Consider the following 3,343-nt stretch of genomic DNA (forward strand, 5'->3'; position numbering starts at 1 on the left):
GAGTGAATGAGCTGCGGGCACAACTTTTGCAGGAGCTGCCTGATTACATGGTACCGTCCAGCTTTATGCAACTGGATGAGCTGCCGATGACCCCTAGTGGAAAAATTGACCGAAAGGTATTGCCCGAACCCGATCTAAGTGTGGATGCAGGAGAGGAGTATGTGGCACCGAGAAACAAAATAGAGGAGATATTGGCTGAAATATGGGGAAATGTCTTAAAAATTGAGCGAGTTAGCATTAAGGATCATTTTCTGAATCTGGGGGGAGATTCTATTAAAGCCATCCAGATTGTGTCCAAGCTTCATGACTATAAACTTAAACTGCAACTGAAGGATCTTTTTGATCACCCTGTGATCGAACAATTGAGTACTTATGTACAATCTGTCGAGCACACTGCTTTTCAAGGAACGGTAACAGGGGAAATCCTGCCCACGCCTATCCAAAGCTGGTTTTTCGAGCAGCCATTTGCGGCAAAACATCATTTCAACCAGTCTGTTCTGTTACATAAGAAACAAGGGTTTGACGAATTGATGTTAAGAAAAGTACTCGACCGTTTGGTGGAACATCATGATGCTTTGCGTATTGTAGTGCGTGAGAAGGCGGAACAGGTGGTTTTGTTCAACCGGGATACAGAAGGCGAACTATATTCGCTGGAGGTAAAGGATTTAACAAATCAGGATATATATGATAACTCCGTAAAGGAAGAAGCTGCCAAGCTTCAGTCAGGTATGGATATAGAACGGGGACCTCTGCTACATGCGGGTTTATTCAAAACAAAAGACGGTGACTATCTGTGCCTAAGTATTCACCATCTGGTGGTTGACGGGATCTCTTGGCGGATTCTTTTTGAGGATCTTTCTACGGGATACCGACAGGCGCAGAAGGGAGATAAAATCACATTCAGAGGGAAAACGGACTCTTTCCGCGCATGGTCTGAACAACTTTATGCGTATGCCGGCAGCGGGGAGCTTCTGCAAGAAATCACATATTGGCGCGAACTGGAGCGGAATGAAATCAAGCCTATTCCCAAGGATCATTACGTTCATAGCAGAACATATATGGATAGCGATCATATCGAAGTTGAGTTGGATGAAGCCCAAACCGCCAAGCTGCTGAGAGAAGTGAACAAGGCTTACAATACGGAAATCAACGATGTTCTTTTGATGGCACTGGGAGAGTCGATTCGTGAATGGATTGGAGAAGACAAGGTACTTGTTAACCTGGAAGGGCATGGGCGCGAAGATATCATTCAGGATGTGGATATCAGCAGAACCGTTGGCTGGTTTACCGCCCAATACCCTGTGATTTTGGATATGTCAGGTGTCAAAGATGTGTCTTCCCGCCTGAAAGCTGTCAAAGAAAGCCTCCGGCGCATTCCGCATAAAGGCATTGGCTATGGCATTTTAAAATACCAAACGATTCTTCAGGACGAAGAAATCTTAAGATTTAAATTGCGGCCTGAGATCAGCTTCAACTACCTGGGGCAGTTTGACCGGGATATCGATACTGAAATATTTACCCTCTCTGATGTTCTTGGCGATGAGACCATTTCACCTGATATGCAGAGACCTTATTGCCTGGACATTAACGGCAGAGTGGCTGATGGAAAGCTGCGGTTGAACTTCGCCTATCACAAGGATGAATATGAAAGGGCTACGTTGATCAAGGTGGCGGAAGACTTTAAACGCAATCTGGAGCAAATTATCGAGCATTGCACATCACGGGAATATACGGAACTGACGACCAGTGATGTGAGTTCGAGGAACATTATGATAGAGGAGGTAGAAGAGGTATACCGTGCAATAGGGGGTTCCAGGTCCAATATCACAGATATTTATACACTGACCCCTATGCAGTCGGGAATGCTATACCACTTCCTAAGGGAGCAGAACTCACATGCGTATTTTGAACAGGCCGTGATCAGCCTGAAGGGTGAGATCGATAGAAGTTTGTTTGAGCGAGCTTTTCAGCAGGTAATTCAAAGGCACGATATTTTGCGAACCGCTTTTATTTATGAAAAGGTAGGAAAACCGCTTCAAGTCGTTTTAAAGGACAGACCGGCTGAAATGTTTTTTGAGTATATTTCCTTCTTGACAGAGGGAGAGAAAGAAAACTATTTTGAAGCCTATTTAGAGAAGGACAGAGAAAAGGGTTTCGACCTCACTCGGGAGCCGCTGATCAGATTCGCTTTGATTAGAATGAGTACCGACAGCTACCGTTTGATTTGGAGCTTTCATCATATCATTATGGATGGATGGTGTCTCGGCATTGTATTTAAAGAGCTGTTGGAAGTTTACAGTTCGCTTCGTAAAGAAAGCATACCGCAATTAGATACGGTGCATCCTTATCGTCAATATATCCAGTGGTTAGAACAAAGGGATGATCGGAAAACGGCGGCTTACTGGGAAAACTATCTTACGGAATACGAACAGCCTGCGCTGCTGCCCAAAATCAAAGGGGGTATAACTAATTCGGCATACATTCAGGAAGAATACGATTTTACGATAAATAGGGAAACCAAGGTGAGTTTGGAGAGAATCGCAAGAGAAAGTGGCGCAACGTTAAGTACTGTGATACAGGCCATATGGGGAATCCTGCTGCAACGGTACAACAATACTCGGGATGTGGTGTTTGGAACGGTTGTCTCGGGTAGACCGGCAGAAATTCAAGGCGTTGAACAGATGGTAGGTCTATTTATTAATACGATTCCTGTCAGAATTCGGGCAGAAAAGGAAGAAAGCTTCTCGACGCTGATTGCCAAACTGCAACAGGAAGCATGGGCATCGGAGCAACATCACTATTATCCGCTGGCGGAAATTCAGTCCCGGACCGCTCATGGAGGCGGATTGGTGCAAAATCTGCTGGCCTTTGAAAACTATCCGATAGAGGAAGCAGTCAAAGGACAGGGCGACCACGAAACAGGTTTGAGCGTATTGTCCACGAAGGTGTCCGAACAGACGAATTTTGATTTTAATTTCATTGTTGTACCTGAGAACGATTTACAGATCAAATTCCGCTACAATAGTTTGGCCTATGACAGAGGCTTAATGGAGCGGGTAGCTGGACAGGTTAAAATGATCATCCGTGAAATTATCCGTTGTCCAAAGGTGAGGATCGAAGATATCGAGATCGTACCGGAGGAAGAAAAGAGTATGCTAGTTCGCGATTTTAACCGCACAGAGTTGGAATATCTGAAGGAACAAACGATTCAGGGGTTGTTTGAGGAACGAGCGAAGCAAAGAGCGGAGCATCCGGCCTTGGTCTGGGGAGAACAAACGCTGACCTATCGGGAGCTGAACGAACGGGCCAATCGACTGGCCACTGTCTTGAGGGCACGTGGAGT

At 45.4% G+C, this 3,343-nt stretch carries 1 protein-coding gene; it reads left to right on the forward strand.

Annotated features, from left to right (window positions below; all coding sequences use genetic code 11):
- A partial coding sequence (locus tag FKV70_RS25750; protein ID WP_142614969.1) for a condensation domain-containing protein occupies positions 1–3,343 on the forward strand: 3,343 nt, incomplete at both ends.

The organism is Paenibacillus ottowii (genome assembly GCF_006874425.1).
GTDB lineage: Bacteria > Bacillota > Bacilli > Paenibacillales > Paenibacillaceae > Paenibacillus > Paenibacillus ottowii.